Raw genomic sequence first — 19,837 nt, 5'->3', positions numbered from 1 at the left:
CGTTCTCCCAACCCCGAGCAGCCCGGCGTTACCCCGGCCCTCGTGATCGCCGGGGTCCTGACCCAGGGCCTGTCCTTCGCCGTGCCCCGGCAGCCGCACCGGTGAACCGGGCGGGTGTGAAGGTCCGTTCACCCCCGCCGTGCGGTGGGCAGGGTGTGGGTGTGAGTGGAACCGAGTACGGCTTCGACGCGGCCAGACTGCGCGCGGCCCGCACAGCGGCCGGGGCGTCGGCGGCCCGGATCATGCGGGTGACCGGGGTGTCGGAGCGCGCCGTGTTCCTCTACCTCGCCGGCTCCCGGGTACCGCGCCCCGGGCACCTGGTCCTCCTGGCCACCGCCGTGGGTGTCGCGCCGGCGGACCTGTGCGCCGTCGACCAGGAACGCCTCGCACACCTGCGGGTGTACACCGGCCGCAGCCGCGCGCAGATGGCCACCGTTCTCGGTATGGCGGAGGCCACCTACCGGGAGCTGGAGAACACCGGCCACCGCGGCCGGGCCGCCCGCGCCCGCTACGACCCGGACCAGGACCGCTGGACGCCCTGGGAGCAGTGGGCGGCGCCCCTGTTCGGCGTCACCCCGGAGCGCCTGGCCGCCGCCGAGCAGCGCACCCAGGCGCACTGCCGGGCCGAGCGCGAGCGGCGCTGGGAGAGGATGCGCGAGCGCGACCCGGCCCGCACCGCCGCCATCGAGGAAGCCGGCCGACGACTGCGCACGGTCCTCCACCCCGACACCTGACCGCCCCACCGACCGGAGCGGGACCTACCAGTCGGTGCCGATCCGGGCGGCGGGGCGGGCGGCCCGGCCGGTGTCGACGGCGGCGTTCATGAGCCGGCACAGCAGCGGCAGGTCGTCGGCGTAGTCGTTCACCAGCGCGGTGGGGAAGGCCTGGGCGAGGGCGGCGACGGCGGCCAGCGCCACGGCCTCGGCGGTGTCCAGCTCGGGGCCGTCGCCCGGGGTGAAGGGGTTGAGCAGCACGTAGGCGCTGAGGCCGTAGCGGACGTCCTCGCCGACCCCGCCCCACTCGGGGTCGTCCGGGTCGAGGTCGCCGCCGGCCGAGGCGACCGCGTCGGCGAACACCTCCAGCCTCTCCCCGTTCCAGCGCTCGGCCTGCCGACGGGCCAGATCACGCACCCACAGCGCGGCCCGTTCGGCGGTGAGGCGGGCGTCGGTCAGCGCGGCCTGCCGCGCGGCGGCACACAGCCGCTCCAGCTCGTCGTCGTCGGGGCCGGCCCGATCGGGCGGAACAGTCGTCATACCGGTCCAACCGCGGCCGGGCCCGACCGGACACGGGCGCTCGGATCCCCCGGCCCGCCGACGTGCGCCGACCGCTGCTCGCCGACCTCGACCCCGACCTTGACCACGCCGATCCAGGGCGCCGCACACGCGCGGCCGGGCCCGCTCCCGCCAGTCCGACGCCCGGCGGCCGCCGGTGGGCAATCATGGACAGGTGACGACACCTCAGCCCGCCCGCCGCCCGCTGTACCAGCGCCCGGACCCCGACCCCGCCCAGGCCGCCCCCGACTCCGACGCCCAGGCCGCCCCGCCCGGGCTGCGCCGCCTGGCCGTCGAACTCGCCGACCAGGCCGACCCGGTCGCCGATCCGGTGCCGCCCGCCGCGACGCCCGGGTCCGGCCGCCGGCGCCTGGCCGATCCCGGAACCGCCCGGTAGCCACCGAGCACCGGTGACGACCCCCGCGCGACCACCGCCACGGACGCCGCCGTCACCGGCCCGTACGATGCCGATCATGAACCATGATTTCGACACGTGGGGAAACAAGGAAGCGGCCGAACCCGCCACGGCCCCGCTCTGCCAGGAGTGCGCCGCGCCGCTGCGCACCGCCGGCCCCGGCCGCCGACCCGTCTACTGCGGCCGGTCCTGCTCCGCCAAGGCCTACCGCCGCCGGCGCGCCGAGAGCCACCAGGACGCCCTCGCCGACGCCCTTGTTTCCCCACGTGTCGAAACCCCGGACACCGGCGGCCAAGAGCTGCTGGACCTCGCCGCCGCCGTCCAGCGCGGCGCCGCCCGCTACCTGGAGAACCTCGAAGCGGCCCGCGCCGGCGACGGCGACGACCCCCGCTGCGTCCGCGCCCTGGAGATCCTGGAAGCCGGCCTCGCCGCCATCACCGGCCGCATGGTCCGCAAAGCCCACGTGCTGCGCTACGAGATGCTCACCGCCCGCCGCAAGGCCGAGCCGGCCGCCGCCGCGTCCCGCCCGCGCCCTGACGGCGCCTCGGGCGAATCCGCACGTGTCGAAACAAGGGTCGGCGAGGAAGCCCCCCGAGACACCGCTCCCGCCCCGAGCCCCGCCCTCGTGCCGCAGGCCCCCGCCCCCGGACCACCCACCGGCCCGGCCGATCTCCGGCCCGCCCCGACGGTCGCCCGACCCCGCCCCGGCGGCGCCTCCGGCGAATCCCCACGTGACGAAACAAGGCACGCCCAAGGCACCCGGCAGACCACCGCCCCACCCCGCGCCGTACCCGCTCCGACCCCACCGCCGACACCCGCCGCAGCCGCCCCGACCGAGCTGCGCCCCTACCTCGGCGCAACCCCCGTCGAATCCCCACGTGTCGAAACAAGGGATGCCCAAGGCACCCGGCAGGCCGCCGGCACCGCCCACGGGGACGGGATCGAGCAAGACCTGGCGCTCGCCGCCCACCGCACCTCCACCCCGCCGCTGCTGCGCGGCCTGGGCGCACCCGACACCACCTGGAACGCCCAGGACGGCACGTTCCTGGTCGAGGGCTGGCCCGGACGCACCGTGTTCGCCGTCCGCCGACCCGACCGGAGCCTGGCCGGCTGGGTGGAAGCCGGCGACGACGGCTGGACTGCCTACATCAACGGCCGGGCGATCATCGACCCCGGTGACGGACTGCCCTGGCTCGCCCCGAACTCCCACCACGCGGTCACCCTGCTGACCGCGGCCCTCGGCCGAGGCCTCGCCTGATCCCCGTCCGGAACCCGGTGTGGCCGGGACTCCGCGCTGCCAGTCTGGTCGTAGAGCCGTCGGCGGTTGGTGGCCCTTACTCAACATCGGGGTCGGAGGCCGCAGCGGCCTTCGACCCCGAGTCCGGCCGCGGTCTCCGTGAAATTCGCCGCCCGCCTGGAATCGGGCAGGGACTGCGTGCTTGGGACAGGCCGGTCGGCCGGACGGCTGCCGTCGGGCAGGGCTTGTGGGCACGCAACAGGCATGCTTCGCCCATATTCGGGGTTCTTGGTCCGATCGCACGGTCTTCGGCAGCTCCGGGGATGGGGTGGTGTTGCGTCGGCCGTCGGGGGCCGGCGCTGCGGAGCGGGTACGTGCTGCGTCAGATGACGAGGGGCTTCTTCGCTGTGGTGCTGTCCTGGGGTTCGACCTGCCCGGGAGCTGTGTCAGCGGGCGGGCACGGGGTGGTGGCGGGTGGTGCGGGCGTGTGGATGTCCGTCTTCGCCTTGGGCGACCGGGACTTGCCCTTGGTGCTGTCCGCCTTCTTGTGCGGGCCCTTCTCCTTCTTCTCCTTGGTGCTGTCCGGCGTCTTCTTCCGGTCGGGCTTGCTCTTGGTGTCCTTTGTGGCGGGGTGGTCGCCCTTGCTGTCCTTCTGTTTCGGACGGGACGGCTGCTGCGTCGGCGGCTTGTCCTGGCCGGTGCTCTCGACCGGGGCGTCGTGCTCGCTTGCGGTGGCACCGGTGTCCTTGGGGCAGGTGCATCCGGGGTCTGCAGCATCCGGGGGCGAATCGGATTCCGGGTACGGGCCCGAGTCCGGGCTCGGGGTCGGGGCTGGCGTGGGTACGGGTGTGGTGCCCGTGCTTTCCTCGTCCGGTTCGGGCTCAGGTGCGGGTTCTGGTGTTTCAGGAGTGCTCTCGTCGCCGGGGGTGGGTGGTTCGGTGGCGGCGTCGCCGGTGGATCCGTCGGGGCAGTCGCAGCCGGTGTCCGGGGTGCTGGGTACGGGGGCGGGGTCGGGGTCGGGGACAGGCGTGGGGACGGGTGTCGTGCCGGGGCTCGGGGCCTCGGGTGCGGGTGCGGTGCCGCCGTCGGTGTCCTGGTCGGAGTCGTCGGCCGGGGGCGGCTGGGGGTCGGTTCCGGGGCCGCTGCCGGTTCCGGTTCCGGGGCCGGTGCTCGGGCAGCCACAGGCGCCGGCGTCGGCGTCGGCGGTCCGGGCCTGGGGGATGCGGGGCGGCTGGGAGGCGGGTGCGAGCTGGCGCGTGGCGTTCGCGGTCGCGTACGGGGCGGCGCGGTCGGCCGGCGCGGGTTCGCCGGCGGTGGCCAGTACGGGCAGGGCCAGGGCTGCCGCCCCGAGCAGCATGCCCGCGAACGTCCATGTGCCCGTGCGCCGTGGTGTGTCGGCGGGCTTGCGGTGCCGGCCCGTGCCCGGGGTGAACCGAATACCTCGTCGCATGTCCTGATCCCTTCACACAGGTGGTGTCGCCGGTCCCGGTGAGCGTGCCGGGCTGGCCGCGGCCCGGGCAACGGGATCGGGTGTCCGGGACGGTCCGGGCCCGTCCCGGTGGCGCGGGCGGCGGTTGGGCGGGGCGCCCGCGGAGCCGTTTGGTGTCTGCCGCAGTACGCCCCACCTGGTCGTACCTGGCCGGGACAGTCCCGGACGGCCTGCGCTCTGGCCTCGCGCACGTCGGACTTGAAGGCTTCCGGGGAGGTCGCAGAGGCGACCACGGGAGGTCGTGATGGCACAGCAGCAACCGCAGGGGAGCGGGGCCGTGGCGGCCCCGGTCCAGGCCCGTTACCAGGTGGCGGGGCGGTCGTCGGGCATGGCCGCTGGCCAGGTCCCGGTGCCCGGGCGGAGCGTGCCGATCGGGCGGCCGGTCGTCGGGGGCGCGCGTCCGCGTGCGGCCCGAGCCGGTGCGCGGACGCTGGCGACGGGGGCAGCGACGGCGGCGGGGACCGCGACTGCGGCAGGCTCGCAGAACGTGTTACCGCCGGTGGGCCGCCGTGCCACCGTGGCCGCCGGATCGGTCCCTCGGGGGATGTGGCGCGCAGCCGTCGCCGCGGTCCTCCTGGTGCTCGCGGCCCTGGCGGTAGTGGCGGTGGACCGGGTGGCCGGGCAAGCGCCGCCTGGCCTTCCGGCCGTGGCGTCCGGCACGTCCGAGTCCACCCCGGGCCCCCTCCGCTCAGGGCTCGCCCCGGGCGGGCCCGTGCCCGCCACTGCGACCCCGGTGTCCCCGACCGGCATCGGCACACCGGCGGCGCCGACGGCACCCGCCCCGCCCGTCTCGGCGCCGACACCGGCTCCCGCAGCCTCGGAGCCGCCTACCGGCCCGGCCCCGACGGCCCCCGGGACGGACGCGCGAACTCGCGCGGTGCGGATCGTCCGAGGGGAGACGCTGTGGGAGTTGGCCCGGCGCCACGGTACGACGGTGAGCCGCCTCCAGGAGCTGAACGAGCTCGGGGCTTCCACCAGGATCCTCGCCGGCGCCGACCTGAACGTCCCCGCGCCGCCGTCGGCCTCCGCTCCGCCGTCCGCCCTCACCGCCCCGGCCGGCACCCGCCGATCCTCCGACGCCCCGACCGACGGCTCCTCCGCCTCTGCCTCCGCCGGCACGGCACCTACGGGCGGGATCACCGCCACCGGGTCAGGGCCGGGCGGGGACCGGACCGCGGCCGTCGGGTCCGGCGCCCAGGCGGCCGTCGCTTATGCTCGCGCGGCGCTCGGCAAGCCGTACGTGTGGGGGGCGAGCGGCCCCGGCGCGTACGACTGCTCGGGCCTGGTGATGCGGGCCTGGCAGGCGGGCGGCGTCGTCGTCCCGCGAACCACCTGGGGCATGGCGACCGCAGGCCGGGCCACGACCCGTGCCTCGCTGGTGCCGGGTGACCTGGTGATCACCAACGGCGGCGCCCACGTCCAGCTCTACCTCGGGGGCGGCAAGGTGATCCACTCCCCCGGCCGCGGACGCTCCGTCGTCGTCGCACCGCTGACGCCCCCCGCAGGCGTCACCGCCTACCGCCACGTCGGCTGAACAACGCTCCCCGCAACCGCACATTGAAAGGTGATGTGAGTGCCCGTCAGGTTGATGGAGGCATTTGTGGGTTTCACCGAATCAAACACGCACTCGCCTTTAGGATTTCGGGGACCAGGGTGCATCGAGGGGACGGGGCGGCGGCCGGCAGTGAAGCAGGACGGACCACCACGGCCGGACGACGCCGCTAACCCGGCGGAACTCGTCACCGCGATGCGCAGGCTGCGTTTGTGGGCGGACCTGAGCTACCGCCAGTTGGAACGCCGGGCGTCGCTGGCCGGGGACGTCCTGCCGCGGGCCACGCTGGCGGCGGCGCTGGCCCGCCCGGAGCTGCCCCGCGCCGAACTGCTCGCCGCCTACGTCCGTGCGTGCGGTGGGGGGAGCGAGGCCGTTGACGAGTGGCTGCGGGCCCGGCGCCGGATCGCCGTGAGCGCCGAGGACCCGAACCCCGGATCCCGCACGGACGGCCCCGTGCCCGTTCCTGTAGCTGTGCCTGCGTCTGTTGCCGCATCCGAATCCGCACCGGTGGCACCGTCCGGGTTCTCGGACACGCCCTCGGCGGCCCGGTCCGAGCATGACCCGGACGACGCCACGTCCTCGGCGCTCCATCCCCGGTCCTGCCCGACCCCGCTCGCCGACGAGCCCGGCGCCGGGACGCAGGACGGTGCCGACTTCACCACCCGCCCACCCGCGCCCGGGTCGGCCGCCATCCAGATCGACCACCCGGTCGTGACGCCTGCCGCCGCCCCTGTCGCCGTGCCGGTCGTGACGCCTGCCGTCCCGACCTCACCGGAGAAGACCGCGGGGGGTACCACCGCGCGCGCGGTGCGACCGACTGGGTCCGGCCCCGAAGCGCCACCGGGTGTCGAGGCGTCCTCCCTTCCTCCGTCCCGGCCCGGTCCGTCCCGATCGCCCGGGCCCGGGAGCACGTCGCCGCTCGCCTCCACTCGTCGACGCCGCCGCCGCGGGCCGGCCGTCGCCGGCGCGGCCCTGGCGGTGGCCGCGGCACTGGCCCTGATCGCCGTGCTGTCCCGGCCGGATGGCCGGACCACCGAGGCCGGCCCGACCACCCCGACGCCGACAAGTGCCGGACCGTCGGCTCAGGGCACCACCGCGCCCGCACCAGCGCCAGCACCGGCGACGGACACCCCGACAGCGCCGACCGGATCCCCGGCGCCCTCGACGCCGCCACTCGGCTCTCCCACGGCGTCACGTGCACCGGGTCCCGGCGGTGTCCCGGCGACGGACACCTCCGCGACGCCCGGCACCGGCGGGAGCCAGGCCGGTCGGCCGACGGCCGCTGCGAAGCCGCCCCCGGCGACCGTCGCGCCGTCGGCACCGGCGACCGTCGCGCCGTCGCCCCCGGCCACCGGCGCACCATCCACATCGGCGCCCCCTGCGGCACTGCCGGCCGCAGGCTGGGCCCGCATCCAACCCGCCGGCACCGGTCTCTGCCTGACCGAGGGCCGCGAACGCAACGGCCGCACCAACCGGGAGATCGCCGTACAGGCGTCCTGCGAGGCGAACCTTCTCCCGCGTGTCTACCTGGAGAGCGTCGGCGCCGACGTCTACCGCATCCAGTGGCGTCACCCGGAACACGGAACCGGCTGCCTCGGTGTCGACGGCGGCTACACGGGCCCCCAGGCGCTGCTGTCCCCGGGCGACTGCTCGTCGGCCGGCCACCAGCGCTTCCGCCTGGAACCCGCCACCGGGGGCTACCGGCTGAAGCCCATGCACAGCGGGCTCTGCATCGGTCTGCAGGACCCGGTCGCCCCGGGTGCCGAGGCCATCCAGGAGAACTGCACCTCGGCCTCCGACCAGGTCTTCCAGATCACCGCCGGCTGAGTCCCGCCGGTCGCGCCACGGCGGGCAACCGCAGTGCCCGCACCTACCCACCCGGTACCGGGGCCTCAAATTCCATCCGGTCTGCACCCAAACCCGGGCTGCCCATCACCCGCGCTGACGTAACAGGGCGGCGATCGCGCACCGCCGACGGCCCCCAGCGAAGGCACCCGTCCCTGGCCCACCGAGCCCCGCGGGGCGGCCGGGCCAGCGCGGCCCCCGCCGACGACACAGCAGAGGGCAAACCGCGGGAACCGGACTCCTCCCCGCGCGCGTTCAACGACTCCCTCGCCGACACGGCCTCCACGCCAGCCCCAGCCCGAGCCGCATCCGCACCTGCTCACTGCCGACCTGCGCCAGCGAGCCGGCGATGCGAAGGCGGACCTCGCCGGACTCCCCAGCCCGGCAACCCGCCACCTCGTCCGCCCGCACTCACCGCCAGGGCGGTGCCACCGGTGGCCGACTCGACGGTCCGTTCAACGTCCACCACCACCTCGGCAGGCAGGGCTGCCCCGCCGCGCGGGCAACACCGACCAGCAGAGGCAGACGCCGATCGCGAAGCGACCCCCACCGCTGATCACGACCGAGTGGCAGAAGCCCGGCGTCGGTCATGACCACTCGGCACACGGCCGAGACCGCATACCAGGGCACACCTTCGTTGTCCTCTGACAGGTGATCCTGACCGCGCACCAGCCGCCCCTCAGCCTCGCAAGTCATAGCTGGAGTGGCGCCAGCCGGCCCGGCCTTGCCCCGGTCTCCGAGCCAACGGGTCACCTGTGCGAGACAAGGCGGCGAAGAAGCGAACGGGGGGCGAGGGCCCGCTCGACACTGAGGAGATAGCTGGGGACAGGGGCGGCGCTGCGGAGATCGCTTCGGTGCCGACCAGCCGCCTGACGGAGAGAGGAGCACCCGAAGGCTGCGCCAGCGGCAGCGCCGATGAGAGGCTGTCCGGCCAACGCGCCGCCGGCTGCTGCTGCAACCCCTGCCGGTAGGTCGAACTTGAGGTTGGCCGCGCTGAGCATGGTGTCGATTCGCGCGCCCTTCAGTGCGCTGCGCAGTTCCACGAGCGGTGTCTCGAAGAGACGCTCGACTTCAAGCGCGGTGTACTCCATCCGTGCGACGGTCAGGGAGACGCCGGTCAGCCGGTCGCGCAGCAGGTCGACAGCTTCGCCGACGGCGGCATGAAAGGCCTCGAACTCCGCTCGGTGACGACGACGCACAGCTGCGACCCTGCCGGCCGCAACCGTGTCCAAGTCGCGGGGTAACACCGTACGGATCGCAAGCAGTCCCACCGCCTGCGTCGGGTCGGACAGCGCACCGTCGTCCTGCGGCGTACCCGTCAGTGCCGAGAGGACGCGATCACTGGACCACCTGTGGGACTGGAGGTGGGCGTTGTCCTGGTCGGTGGTGGGTGTGAACTGTCCCATCTCGGCGACCTGTGCGCTCAGGACGCACTTGTAGATCCATACCAAGCGTGGATGCATGGCCATCCAGGGAAGCAGCGGGCCGCCGCCGGGCGGGTATGCGACGACTTCGGAAGCCAGCCCGGCGCTGCTCAGTGCCTCGCGCAGTCCGGGGTCCATCTCGTCCCAGTGCACTGCCGCCGCTCGGGCCGTGGGCCCTGCCAACGCAGCTACCAGGCGGCCCTGGTGCGCGTTCAGGATCTCCAGGAAAAGCGGCGCCACGACCTGGGCGGCAGCATCCGGAGGCACCGAAACCAGGAACCCGAGCTCATCGCCGAGCACGCGGGCGGTATCCGTGTCAGCCACCGGATACCCCGGCGGGACCACCCGAGCCATCCGCGGCCAGTACAGCGCAGCGGCCTTGAGCCACCGTTCGTCGCGGATGTGGACGTACGGGTAGTACAGGGCAATATCTCGCACTGTCCGCTCCTCCCCCAGCCAGCCGCCCCTCCGACTGGCACCTCTGAGTCATTGTGTCTCGGCGAGCTGCCTGTTGCGCCAGGACGACTCGTAGTGGCTGATCCGTTTCGACGTCTCCCGCCTCAGGCCAAGGCCAAGTGGCAGAAACCCGCTGGCCGTCAGAATTCACTTGGCAAACAGCCCAAGATCATCTGTCGCGGGACATCCGTCCGGGGAACGGGCAGCAACACGAAGCTCCGCGACCGGACCGGACCCCCCTTGACCAGGCCGGACACCGCCGGACTGTCCCAGACACCCCGATCCGTTCCCCCCGGACTACGCCCAGCGCAAGCTGTCACCACCGCGCCTCGTGAGCTCCGGCGGCACCGCGTCTCGGTGCGCCCGCCTCGTTGCCCGCCGACGGCCCCGGCCTGTTCCCCAGGCACCCGCCATCACCCGGACCGACTCGCGGATCACGTCCCGTACGACACAAGGAGCACCTCCATGACCCTACGAGCACGCCTCGCTCGTCCCCTCCTCGCCGGCGCCCTCGCCGCGGGCCTCTTGGCGGGCGGCCTCGCCCTGGCCGGTGCGGCCCCGGACAGCGACGCCGCAACCCCCACCACCGCCGCAACCTCTGCCGCGGCCTCCGGGACGGCCGACGGCGGGGAGCCCGTCGCCGCCGCTGCAGCCCAAAGCCGCGCCTCCGTCTATCCGAGCCGGATCATGACGTGGAACCTCTACGCGCCCGGCAGCGCCGGACCGGAGGACTACGCGAAGGAGATCGCCACCTACCGCCCCCAGGTCCTGGGAGTGCAGGAGGGCTGTCGCGGCGCGGTCCAGAAGACGGTGGAGATCCTGAAGACCACCTACCACCTGACCTACAACGTCGCCTACGGCACCGCCCTCAACGACCGGATCAACTGCGGGCTGTGGGGCGGCAACGCCTACGGACAGGCGATCCTGTCCGCCGCCCCCATCACCGACAAGGGCAACCAGCTCTACCCCGACGGAGGAACGGAGGAGCGCGCCTACATGTGGGTCACCACGCTCCTCGACGGCAAGCCGGTCCGCGTCTACAACACCCACCTCGCCCAGGCCGGCCAGAGCGACGTCCGGGCGAAGCAGGTCGAACACCTCCTGAAGGCCATCGGCACCCAGAAGCGCGCCGTCGTCCTCGGTGACTTCAACAGCCGCCCGCAGGCCCCCGAACTCGCCGCGCTGTGGAACGCCGGCCTGCGCGACGCCGACCCGGCCTGCGGCAAGACCCCCCGGGCCGACTGCCGCCCCACCGCAGACGCCAGCCCGGTTCGCAAGAAGTTCGACTACATCCTCCTGCTAGGGATCAACCCCCCTGGTGTCACCGTCCGCGACTCCGTGCACTCCGACCACGACATCGTCCACTCCACGCTCGACCTGTAACCCCGTCCAGGACCGGGCGACGCGGCCCACCCGGCAACCCGCCGCCCCAGCAACACCCGCTGCGGCCGACGCGCCGTCATGCCGCCCCCGGCCCCGGCACCCCGGAAGCTACCGACCGAACGTCACCACCGCACCGACCCACACCACACAAGGAGCACCATGAAGATCCGCACAGCCGTTTTGAGCCTCGCCCTCACGGCCACGCTGCTCACCGGAACCGCCGTCGCTCTCACCGCCGGGCCGTCCGGCAGCCGGACCGCCGCAGCGGCCCCCGAAGGGGCCGAACCCCTGACCCGCGCCGTCGATCCTCAGCTCTTCGCCGACACCGGCGACGGCGGACGGAACACCGACGACGCCGTCCGGCAGGCGGCGGACAAGAAGGCCAACCGTCTCCCCTGCATCGCCAAGCGCGAGGTCCGGAACGTGCGGTTCAAGGGCACCCGCACCGAGTGGCCCAACACCGCTGAATGGCGTGTCTCCGGCTGGGGTCCCCACAAGACCCTGCGCCTGGACCGCAAGGTATCGGTCGCCAACAAGACCGGATCGACCTTCGGCCTGTCGAACTCCGTCCTCAGCGCCAGCGTCGGATTCGACGTCACCCTCACCCAAGAGGTCGGCATCTCGGCCAGCGCCGAGCTCACCAAGAAGGCCCACTACCAGTTGCAGGCCGGCGCCGTTTTCAAGATGTATTCCTACGACGTCTACTACACCCCTGGTGAGTGGCTCACCTCCGGCATGTGGGGTTCCTGCATCCCGACCGGCAAAAAGCCCTACCGGGCCGGCAGCGGCACCGTCGGCAAGTTCTGGATCTTCGACCACAGGACGGTCAAGGTCTGATCGGTGCGCGGGTCGGGTTCGTACCCCCGCGAACCCGACCCGTCGGCCGTCCCAACCACCGCGAAGCTCGACAGCCACGGAGACGGTGCCCGGATGGGCCGCCAGCGCAGAAGCAGCAAGCCGACGACCGAGCAGGACCCGGGACTCATCGCAACGGACGCCCTCTGGCGGCCCTTCCACACGTGACGAAACAAGGCGTGCGGCGGACGTCCCGCACATGCCGACGCCGCCGGCTCCACCGGCGGGGACGGGATCGAGCAGCCCCTGGCGCTCACGAAGCCGAGGGCGTCAGCATCGACGTCACCGGACCGCCGGACGAGGGCATCACCGGCTGGTTCATCGCCGAGTACGGGACCGACCGCAGCGCCCGCCAGCTCGCCCAGGCCCTTGCCCAGGTGCTCGATATGCCGCCCCTGCACCCGTTCATCCGCATGTACGAGCACTCCGACATGCCACGGCACCACTGACGACGGATGAGTGCTGGCGGTAGCCTGGCACCGACCGTACGGACAAGTGCGGTGTGCGCCGCGGGCAATGGGTGCGGCGCGCACCGGTTTCCCGATCCTCCCAGTCTCCCGGCCCGGGCCGGTGACCGGGGCCGTCAAGGTGTGGTTGTCCCACCCCGGCCCCGGCGGTGCGGGTATCCGCGAGCCCTACCGGCAGCGCTTCCGCCACCCGCACCACCACCCCTACCGCACGATCCACGCACCGGAGCGGTAAAACCCCAGGTCAGACACCCTAAAACAGCCCTTCCCCGCGTCCCGACAACCCCGTTCCTTCCTTGTCTGTAGGTAGTTGGTCGGTTGGGGTTGTGCGAGTGACGCTCCCGGGCCGCTGCTGCCCTCCCTCCTCGGCCGGGTGGCCGGGCGCCGGCCCGGGGGTCGGGCGCGGGCGGGCGGACGGGCCGGGGTGTCGGAGGCCCGGGAGATGATCCACTGATGAACGGGGACCAGAAACAGGACCAGGATCAGGCGCCGGCGCGGCCGGGGGCGGGCGGGGTGTCGTGGGCCCGTTCCGCCGACTACCCGAACGGCTCGACCTCCCGGCTGCGCGGCGACGTGCTGGCCGCGCTCGGCGTGCTCAAGGTCGCCACCGCCGACCAACTGCAGCGGATCACCCGCCCCGGGCTGAAGAGCAACAAGAGCATCCGGGCCGCGCTGCTCGACCTCGGCCTGCACGCCCTGGTCACCTCCGACGGCCGTACCGCCGGCCGCGACAAGCTCTGGCGCCTGACTCTCGCCGGGCTGGACGCCGCCGCGGAGGTGCTGCCCGGCCGGGGCGACCTCGGCGGCACCGCCCGGGGCGCCGGCCGCACCGGAGCACCCCACAGCATGATGGTCAACGAGACCGTCGCCGCAGCCCTCACCGGCGGCACCGCACCCGGCGCCGCGCCCGGCACCGGCACCATCACCGACTGGTCCACCGAGACCGTCCACGACATCGGACCCCGCCTGCGGGCCATCACCGACGCCGTCCTGCGCGCACCGCAGGAGGGCGTGCCCGTCCTCCTGGTCGAGGTGGACCGGGGCACCATGACGCCCGCGGCGGTCGCCGCGAAGTTCGAGCGCTACGACCGGTACTTCCGCCGCGAGGCCAAGCAGGGCGGCGAGAGCGTGCCCCACTGGCAGCTCCTCTACGGCCGCCCGCCGCGCGGCCCACACCGCGAGGACGCGTACGCCCCGCACCCGCCCGTCGCCCTGGTCTTCGGCGGCAACCTCGGGCCCGTCGCCCTGACCAACCGCATCGCCGCCGTCGAAGAACTCTCCACCCAGTACTGGCGCCCCACCCGCTACCGGGGCGGCTCCGCCTGGACGGACAACCCCGACCCCTACTTCAGCAACTACGGCAACAAGATCCCGATCATCGCCACCACCCTCGACCGGCTCCGCGAGCACGGCCTCACCGGCCCGTGCTGGCACCGCTTCGGCCACCCCGGCTTCACCACCCTCCACCAGGCCCTGGCCGACCCCGACGGCTACGAGGCCTACCAAGAGCGCGAGCGCCAGTGCCACCAGGCCCGCAGGGACGCCGAGAACGCCGCCCAGGAGGCCGAGCAAGAAGCCCACCGCTGCCCCACCTGCCACCGCCGCCCCGACCAGTACGACGACCTGGACGACCCCAGCGACGGCACCACCGACTGCGGCCCCTGCCAGCAAACCGCACTCAAGGCCGCAGGCGACGCCGAACGCGCCCACAACCAGCGCGACGCCGAAGCCCGCGAACGCTGTGCCACCTGCACCACCGGCCTGATCGAGAACAGCCTCCTCGACCACGACCCCGACACCATCGAATGCTGGACCTGCCACCAGAACCGCACATTCCGAGGAGACCCACCGCTACGCCGACCCGAGCCAAAGAAAAAGCGCTGGTTCAACGCCGGATAACCCGAACCCGAATTCCATGGAATCCGCCCATATCCAACGCGGATAAACCGCCGTACCCCTCTCCGGCCGACACGGTCCGCACCGCGCGCCCGACCGACCAAGACCGCCCTCCGTTCGTAGCAGCGGGCGATGCGGCGGTAGCCGGTGAGCCATGCCACCGTCCGCTCGATCACCCACCGCCGGCGGCCCCGGCCGGGCGGTGAGGCGGCCGGGGCCGCCCGTTCCCGTTCCCTCCCGTTCCCACCCGGGCGCATTCGCGGCCAGCCTGGACGCCCGGGCCAAGCGCGCCCTGCAGGCGGAGGCCACCGGGCGGGGGCGCGCCAGTACGGGTCGCACTCCCCGGTGTGACCCCGCCAGACCTGTTCGCACGCGGGCTGCCACCTGTTGTCGACCCGGCCCCGGCCATAGGCTCGCGCCGGACATTCGCACCGAATCGTGCACGAGATGCGCTGCGGTACCGGGCGGCCGGCGGCGTTGTTCGCGCGTGGATGTCCAACGTCAATCACCCTTGGATGAGGAGCATTCCATGCGGGTTACGAGGACCACGGCTGGGCTGGCCGGACTACTGCTGGCAGCCGGACTCTCCGTGGCCACGGGGTCCTCCGCGCAGGCGGCGGCCCCCTGTGATGGCACGTACACAATCGTCGTCGGTGGTACCGGCAGTTCGTGGAACAACGACGGCTTCACCGGCAACATCCAGCAGCACGTCGGCTACCCGACTCAGATCCCCAACGGCGCGAGTGCCCGGGCGGGTGCCAACGAGCTGAACCGGCTCGTGCGAGATCAACGCAACGCCTGTCCGGGCCAGCACGTCAAGATGGGCGGGTACTCCCTGGGCGCCGCCGTGGTGCACATCTGGGTCACCGAGAACTGGCAGACGTTCGACAACGTCAACGCCGTCCTCGTCTCGGACCCCAAACGCCAGGGTCCTCCCGGGGCCAACGGCGGCGCGGTGCCGTTCGGCGGGATCATCGGCGCTCCGCTCGCGGGCGCCGACAAGTTCTTCGGCAACGTGCCGGTCAAGACCATCTGCCACTGGGACTACGTCTGTGACGAGTCCGCCGGCCCCTGGACGTACCCGCACAACCACGTGAACAACTACCCCAACGACTTCAACATGGACCACCACAACGACAGCGCCAACGAGGTCTGGCACAACGGCACCTGGTACCCGGCCTAAGACCGACCCTGCGGCCGCACCCGAGCCGCCGGCAGCAACGGCTTCACCACACCCCACAGACCATCAGGCACGACCCAGCCCCACCCACCGCTCCCCATAACCGGCCCAACGACCACACCACCACACGCGTCCCGCCGGTACGGGACGCGCTGGTACGGGGCCGGGCGACGCGCGCAGGCAGCGACCCCGCAGGGGACGCCACCGCGCCCCCTGCGAGCCTGCGGCCGGATAGCCGGCCCCGGACGGCGCCCTGCAACCCCGGCAGCGCCCCGGACACCCCCAGGCCGGACCGACGCCCGGATGACCGGCCCGGCGGCCCGGAGCGGGGCGTGGCGGGGCTCCAAGGCCCCAGCAGCGCCCCGGACGGCCCCGTCCGGGGCGCGGCGGCTCACCGGGCCTGTTCCCCGGGGCAGAGTTCGCCGAGGAGGTAGGCGGTGACGGTGTCGGGGTCGCCGGCCTGGACCCAGGTGTAGAGGGCGGTGCACCGCGTCGGTCGCTCCGCGGCAGGACGTACCCGTCGACCAGGCCGTCGGCGCCGGGTCGGGGTCGCATGCCGCCGAGTACCGGGACAGCGCTAAGCAGCCGAAGGCGCGGCGGCCCGGCCAGCCTCGACAGCGGCGTCCATTGTGGCGGCCAGCGCGGGCAGCTCGCCCCAGATCGCCGAGCACCGCCCCAGGCATCGCCGCCGCTAACGCGACCCGCCCGCCCACCGTCAAGCACCGGCAGCTCGGCGGCGAGCGGACTACCCGTGACGACGCCGGCCGCCAAGTCGTACGCCAACTCCTCCAGCTGCCCCTCACCACCCGGCACGACCTCCCGCCCGCAGGCCTGCCCGACGGCGCCGGCCGCCCGCCACAGCACCGTGCGATGCAACTCCTGCGTCTGCCGCCCGGCGAGCCCGCGCACCCATTCGCCCGCCCGCCCGCCGGCCCGCCTCGGCGAGCAGCCCGTTCACCGCACACTGCACCAGAACGGTGAGAAATGGCTCCGCCAGGTGTTCGGCCGGCAGGCCCGAAGGTGGTCTGGGCACAAGCGCCTGGGCGCCAGCCGCGCCGCTGCGCCCGGCTCCGGGGCGGTTCGGCTCCGGCCTCACCACCCCCGGCCACCAAGCCGCAGGGCGAGCGGTGAGCCGGGGCGAGTTGTTGGCCGCGATGGCCAGGGCGCACTGTGAGGCCCAGGCCTGGGCCGCCCTTGCCGCGCGGCCCCACGACCCGCACCGGTTGGTCAGCCCCGTCGAAGCCGCAGCCACCCCTGTTTTGGCCCCGCCCGGCAGTTCAGCCCCGGGGCCGCGTCCGGCCCTGGGGCCGGGTCTGGGCGCTCCCCGGTCGGGTGGCCTTTCCGTCCGGAGTTTATGGGGAATTGCTCAGCTGGTGAGGGTGGCTGTGATTGTGGCGATGAGGGCGAGGGCGGGTTGAGCGATGTCGGCGGCCCGGGTCAGTGTGGCGTGCAGCCGCTCCAGCCTCGGGCGTACTGATTCCTGGGACGGGTTCGGCGTGGACGCGCTGATGGCGAGGGCGTGCACATCCTGTGCGGCGCTCTCCCGGTCCGTATCGGGCAGGTCTCGGCTGGAGAGAATCAGTTCCAACACACGGCGCAGATCCTCGCCGGCCGGGGTGGACTGGTGGTTGTTCTGGAAGTCCTGGATGACGGTGTCAGCGGGGCGGTTGATGAAGGTGGTGTTGACGCCGTGGAAGTAGAAGTTTTCACTCATGCTCTCTCCGGTGATGAGGGTTACCCGGCAGTCGGTCAGCTGGACGCCCTTGGGCGGCGCTTCCGTGGCCGGTCGCAGGGATGCCTTTATGGCGAGTTCCGCAGCGCGGATCCGGTCGAAGGCGTCGACCGCCTTCGGCGGATGTTCTCGCCCTCCTAGCTTGGCTCGCAGTTTCACCGGATCTGATTGTGGCTGCGGCTTGATCTGCATTGAGGCCAGTACCCGCGGAGCGGGCGAGCTTCGGCTGCGCCAGTGCTCCTCAGGGTCTTCCGTGTAGGTGTCGTAAGACCAGTCGTCCCGCTCGCGGCGGTCGGCATCCGGTGGCAGGATGCCTTCTGTTCTGAGCACCTGGGCGATGCCGCCAAAGAGTGCGCGGAAGTAGCGAGGTGAAGTCTCTTCGATGTGGAAGACGATCTTCTCCGGTCCGCCCGGTCCCTTGTCCAGGGCGTGAAACAGGACCAGGCAGGGCAGGTGCTGGGCATCCACGCCCAGGTGAGCGGCGATCTCGTAGGCGCCTTGCGGATCGTAGGGCTGCCAGTGCAGCCAGCGCATCGCGGAGAACTGGCGGCGGACGCCCGGGTCGAGCCCCTGGCGCCAGTACTTCGCCTCGCTCCACGGGGCGAATCGCTCGATGACGAAGATCTGTGTGTGCGGACCAGACAGGGCGTGCAGGTCGTCGAAGTTCGTCCGGACGTACGTCGCCAGCTCGAAGTCGACGCTGGTATAGAGCAGCACTCCCCAGAGCCGATAGAGCCCTGGCGGCACAGTGCTCATGGTCAGCTGGAGCCGTTCCAGCAGCACGGCCGGATTCGGGGCCGGACCGAGCATGTAGCCGTTGCCGGAGACGCGTTCGACGCACAGGATCAGTAAATCCTCGTCTGCCAGCCCGCTATCCGTCACCCGCAGGGCCCCGTCCAGGCGCCTGGACAGAACTGTTCCTGATGTCGCCAGCCAGGTGGCGCAGACTGGGCCGATGTCCGAGCGGTTCACCAAACCCGCGCGGTACGCATCGGCCAGGCAGACACGTTCGAGCTCAGCGATCGTGGCCGATTCCGGCACGGAGACCTCGAAGGAAGGATTCATCGCGTCGAGCTCGCGCCAGCGCCGCAAAGGATCACCACCCTCGGCGGCAGCGATCCCTGAGGTGCCAGCACTCTTGCTGAACCGCGCGGCATAGTAGGCAGGCAGGTTCCCGTACGGGCCCTCGAACGCTGCCCAATCCCCTTCTTTGACCTTGACCGTCAGACGCAAGCTGCCCCCTCGTGGCCTGGGCCCGCCGAGCGGCCGTGCCGCTGTGTTCAAGACCAGACATGATGCACCGTCAGCATGTGTCGGTCTAGAGCAGAACATGTCCCCGGTCCTACCGGCCGCCCGCTACGAGCCGATCATCTGCACTAGGGCCACCCCGTGCGAGGCGCGAGCTTCTGGCCGGCCGGGGCTCCGACGTGGCTCTTGTCGGAGCCGACGGCCATCTGCACCGCCACCTCACCAGGTCTGTTCCCTGGGGAGGAATTCGGCGAGCAGGTCGAGGAGGTAGGCGGTGACGGTGTCGGGGTCGCCGGCCTGGACCCAGGTGTAGAGGGCGGTGCGCCGCGTCGGGTCGCTCTTCTGCAGGACGTACCCGTCGACCAGGCCGTCGGAGCCGGGGCGGGTCCGTACCAGTACCTGGAGGGGCCGTCCCTCCTGCTCGACCAGGGCCTCGACGTCCTCGGCGTCCGGGCAGTCCCGGAATTGGCACACCCACTGCTGTAACGACATGCCGACCATCCTGCCTCGGCACCGGGGGCGACGACGCCGTTCCGCGCACCCTCGGGCACCGCACACGCGGAACCGCCCGTCCGGCCGGTGCGGGGCCGCAATGACGGCCGGTGTTTATGGACGATTTCCATCGGGGGCCCGGTTCATTTCCGCCCGTGGTGTTGCTATCCGCAATTCGCGCGATATCGTGAACGGGCAGTCTGCCGTTTTAACCGCCGATATCTGACGCCGGTCGGGTCGCGGAGCGGACCGTATTTCTGTCGCCGATCAACCCCGATTGCCGGATGCAATGCAGCAGGCGCATGGCGGCTTTGTCGGGATCGGCTGACGGCGGATTTCTGATACAGGATCGGGCGGGAACTCGATGCTTTGCGGGATGGTTACCCAGCCTGTGGCGGGATCGGCTGACGGTGGTTTCTGATACGCCGCCACAATGGATCTGATCGCCTGTCAGGGGCCGGATCAATGGCGATCGGTCTAGACCACTTGCAGAGGTGTAGACCACTGTGTGTCGGAGTCTGTACGAGAGGGCGAGGGGTTGCGCCCACCGCTGTGAGGTGACAGACTGCAACGACGAGGAGAGGCCGGCCTCCTCGCCCCGTACGGGCCCGCATGCCGAACACAGGCCCGAGGTCACCCCCTCCTCCCGGTCAGCCTGGCGCACGGAGTGCGCCAAAACCGCCCCCGACCTGCACTTTTGCCAGGGCAGGGGAGCCCGGATCCGGCCCGAGGTGCGGAGCGCCGAGAGCCGGACCGGGCACCCGGCCCGGGAACAGTCACCCCAACCACACCCGGCAAGCGCCGCACATCACTACTCTCCGCACCCGCGTGACGGAGTCACGCAACGTCACTCCGTCACGCTAGTGACGGCGCGTCATGTCTGCGGAGCAGACGG

15 protein-coding genes are annotated in these 19,837 nt (G+C 72.5%); 10 read left to right on the top strand and 5 right to left on the bottom strand.

The genetic code is table 11. The annotated features are described in order from the left end of the window. Positions 1–161 precede the first annotated feature (161 nt). A complete protein-coding gene (locus ACFWOG_RS20485; RefSeq protein WP_380360072.1) occupies positions 162–734 on the top strand; it encodes a helix-turn-helix domain-containing protein in 573 nt (190 codons plus the stop codon). A gap of 24 nt (positions 735–758) precedes the next feature. Here ACFWOG_RS20485 and ACFWOG_RS20480 read toward each other — a convergent pair whose 3' ends face one another. Beyond that, positions 759–1,253, bottom strand: coding sequence for a hypothetical protein (locus tag ACFWOG_RS20480; RefSeq protein WP_380360070.1), 495 nt, complete (start codon positions 1,251–1,253; stop codon positions 759–761). Between the two features lie 193 nt (positions 1,254–1,446). On the opposite strand from ACFWOG_RS20480, the gene ACFWOG_RS20475 reads away from it, so the two are divergent. Both ACFWOG_RS20475 and ACFWOG_RS20470 read left to right on the top strand, forming a co-directional pair. Further along, positions 1,447–1,668, top strand: coding sequence for a hypothetical protein (locus ACFWOG_RS20475; protein WP_380360068.1), 222 nt, complete (start codon positions 1,447–1,449; stop codon positions 1,666–1,668). 76 nt (positions 1,669–1,744) lie between these two features. Continuing rightward, a complete protein-coding gene (locus tag ACFWOG_RS20470; protein ID WP_380360066.1) occupies positions 1,745–2,944 on the top strand; it encodes a hypothetical protein in 1,200 nt (399 codons plus the stop codon). 361 nt (positions 2,945–3,305) lie between these two features. Here ACFWOG_RS20470 and ACFWOG_RS20465 read toward each other — a convergent pair whose 3' ends face one another. Next, complete coding sequence (locus ACFWOG_RS20465) at positions 3,306–4,373, bottom strand: hypothetical protein (protein ID WP_380360064.1); 1,068 nt, start codon at positions 4,371–4,373, stop codon at positions 3,306–3,308. A gap of 283 nt (positions 4,374–4,656) precedes the next feature. Here ACFWOG_RS20465 and ACFWOG_RS20460 point away from each other — a divergent pair, with 283 nt between their 5' ends. Together ACFWOG_RS20460 and ACFWOG_RS20455 are read left to right on the top strand one after the other, a co-directional pair. Beyond that, positions 4,657–5,946, top strand: a complete 1,290-nt coding sequence (locus tag ACFWOG_RS20460; RefSeq protein ID WP_380360063.1) for an NlpC/P60 family protein — start codon at positions 4,657–4,659, stop codon at positions 5,944–5,946. Positions 5,947–6,096: 150 nt separating this feature from the next. Continuing rightward, positions 6,097–7,791, top strand: a complete 1,695-nt coding sequence (locus ACFWOG_RS20455) for an RICIN domain-containing protein (protein ID WP_380360061.1) — start codon at positions 6,097–6,099, stop codon at positions 7,789–7,791. A 767-nt stretch (positions 7,792–8,558) separates the two neighbouring features. Here ACFWOG_RS20455 and ACFWOG_RS20450 read toward each other — a convergent pair. After that, positions 8,559–9,671, bottom strand: a complete 1,113-nt coding sequence (locus tag ACFWOG_RS20450; protein ID WP_380360059.1) for a DUF6236 family protein — start codon at positions 9,669–9,671, stop codon at positions 8,559–8,561. Positions 9,672–10,154: 483 nt separating this feature from the next. On the opposite strand from ACFWOG_RS20450, the gene ACFWOG_RS20445 reads away from it, so the two are divergent. From ACFWOG_RS20445 to ACFWOG_RS20425, 5 genes are all read left to right on the top strand, one after another. After that, positions 10,155–11,072, top strand: a complete 918-nt coding sequence (locus ACFWOG_RS20445) for an endonuclease/exonuclease/phosphatase family protein (protein ID WP_380360057.1) — start codon at positions 10,155–10,157, stop codon at positions 11,070–11,072. Between the two features lie 159 nt (positions 11,073–11,231). Then, on the top strand, positions 11,232–11,909 hold the full coding sequence (locus tag ACFWOG_RS20440) for a hypothetical protein (RefSeq protein WP_380360055.1): 678 nt from the start codon (positions 11,232–11,234) through the stop codon (positions 11,907–11,909). Positions 11,910–12,106: 197 nt separating this feature from the next. Then, positions 12,107–12,376 (top strand): hypothetical protein, encoded by a 270-nt coding sequence (locus ACFWOG_RS20435; RefSeq protein WP_380360053.1) that lies wholly within the window; start codon positions 12,107–12,109, stop codon positions 12,374–12,376. 471 nt (positions 12,377–12,847) lie between these two features. Continuing rightward, a complete protein-coding gene (locus ACFWOG_RS20430) occupies positions 12,848–14,293 on the top strand; it encodes a replication-relaxation family protein (RefSeq protein ID WP_380360051.1) in 1,446 nt (481 codons plus the stop codon). 526 nt (positions 14,294–14,819) lie between these two features. Further along, positions 14,820–15,473 carry a cutinase family protein gene (locus ACFWOG_RS20425; protein WP_380360049.1) on the top strand — a complete coding sequence of 218 codons (654 nt, stop codon included), beginning with the start codon at positions 14,820–14,822 and terminating at the stop codon, positions 15,471–15,473. A 1,363-nt stretch (positions 15,474–16,836) separates the two neighbouring features. On the opposite strand, the gene ACFWOG_RS20420 is transcribed toward ACFWOG_RS20425, so the two are convergent. Both ACFWOG_RS20420 and ACFWOG_RS20415 read right to left on the bottom strand, forming a co-directional pair. Further along, positions 16,837–18,435 carry a hypothetical protein gene (locus ACFWOG_RS20420; RefSeq protein WP_380360047.1) on the bottom strand — a complete coding sequence of 533 codons (1,599 nt, stop codon included), beginning with the start codon at positions 18,433–18,435 and terminating at the stop codon, positions 16,837–16,839. Positions 18,436–18,669: 234 nt separating this feature from the next. Next, positions 18,670–18,942 (bottom strand): hypothetical protein, encoded by a 273-nt coding sequence (locus ACFWOG_RS20415; RefSeq protein ID WP_380360045.1) that lies wholly within the window; start codon positions 18,940–18,942, stop codon positions 18,670–18,672. Positions 18,943–19,837 lie beyond the last annotated feature (895 nt).

Source organism: Kitasatospora sp. NPDC058406, assembly GCF_042722765.1.
GTDB lineage: Bacteria > Actinomycetota > Actinomycetes > Streptomycetales > Streptomycetaceae > Kitasatospora.
This window is presented reverse-complemented; position numbering and strand designations above follow the sequence as displayed.

Coding starts and splice junctions, on each gene's coding strand:
- ACFWOG_RS20425 (WP_380360049.1), top strand. CDS start 14,820: ATGCGGGTTACGAGGACCACGGCTGGGCTGGCCGGACTACTGCTGGCA.
- ACFWOG_RS20445 (WP_380360057.1), top strand. CDS start 10,155: ATGACCCTACGAGCACGCCTCGCTCGTCCCCTCCTCGCCGGCGCCCTC.
- ACFWOG_RS20460 (WP_380360063.1), top strand. CDS start 4,657: ATGGCACAGCAGCAACCGCAGGGGAGCGGGGCCGTGGCGGCCCCGGTC.
- ACFWOG_RS20480 (WP_380360070.1), bottom strand. CDS start 1,253: ATGACGACTGTTCCGCCCGATCGGGCCGGCCCCGACGACGACGAGCTG.
- ACFWOG_RS20465 (WP_380360064.1), bottom strand. CDS start 4,373: ATGCGACGAGGTATTCGGTTCACCCCGGGCACGGGCCGGCACCGCAAG.
- ACFWOG_RS20430 (WP_380360051.1), top strand. CDS start 12,848: ATGAACGGGGACCAGAAACAGGACCAGGATCAGGCGCCGGCGCGGCCG.
- ACFWOG_RS20440 (WP_380360055.1), top strand. CDS start 11,232: ATGAAGATCCGCACAGCCGTTTTGAGCCTCGCCCTCACGGCCACGCTG.
- ACFWOG_RS20470 (WP_380360066.1), top strand. CDS start 1,745: ATGAACCATGATTTCGACACGTGGGGAAACAAGGAAGCGGCCGAACCC.
- ACFWOG_RS20415 (WP_380360045.1), bottom strand. CDS start 18,942: ATGTCGTTACAGCAGTGGGTGTGCCAATTCCGGGACTGCCCGGACGCC.